Origin of the sequence: Rossellomorea aquimaris, assembly GCF_001877785.1 — a bacterium.
Lineage (GTDB): Bacteria > Bacillota > Bacilli > Bacillales > Bacillaceae_B > Rossellomorea > Rossellomorea aquimaris_A.
This window is the reverse complement of sequence record NZ_MINN01000157.1, coordinates 1-445: the sequence shown is the minus strand read 5'-3', so window position 1 is coordinate 445 and position 445 is coordinate 1. Positions and strand designations below refer to the sequence as shown.

Annotated in this window: 1 protein-coding gene; it reads right to left on the bottom strand. The window is 46.7% G+C overall.

Annotation, left to right across the window (positions count from 1 at the left end; all coding sequences use genetic code 11):
• Nucleotides 1–260: 260 nt before the first annotated feature.
• Nucleotides 261–445 (bottom strand): hypothetical protein (locus tag BHE18_RS23490; protein WP_216095315.1); only part of this gene is annotated, 185 nt, incomplete at its 5' end.

The window sequence follows — 445 nt, the reverse complement described above, 5'->3', positions numbered from 1 at the left end:
GGGTTGCTTGTGGAATGTCTGTGATGGTGTGGTGCACGGTTGGGGATATGTCGTGTGAGGGAGTGAGCGTGGTTGCGCTGCAATGTGGGTGAAGATGGTATCATTGTTACGATGTGTGGTCTGTGAGTTACGCCTGGGTTTCTTTGGCGATGACTATCATGTCTGTTGCGTCTGTGCTGTGCCACGATCCTTGCATTCATTTTACCAGTTGGTTTTTTTTTTTTTTTCTATCAACTCTACGACGGCGCAGACCCTGATAACTATGAAGTCACGCTCGAAATGACCGATGCGGAAACCGGGGAAGTGTTTGATACGATTGTGTATCCGGATGCGTTGGAAGAGATGGGTGAGGAATAGAATAACGATAAATAGAAAAGGGGCTGTCCCAAAAGGCCATGAAAAGTGATTTTTAGGGGCAGTCCCTTTTCGTCTTCTAAAGAAAAGG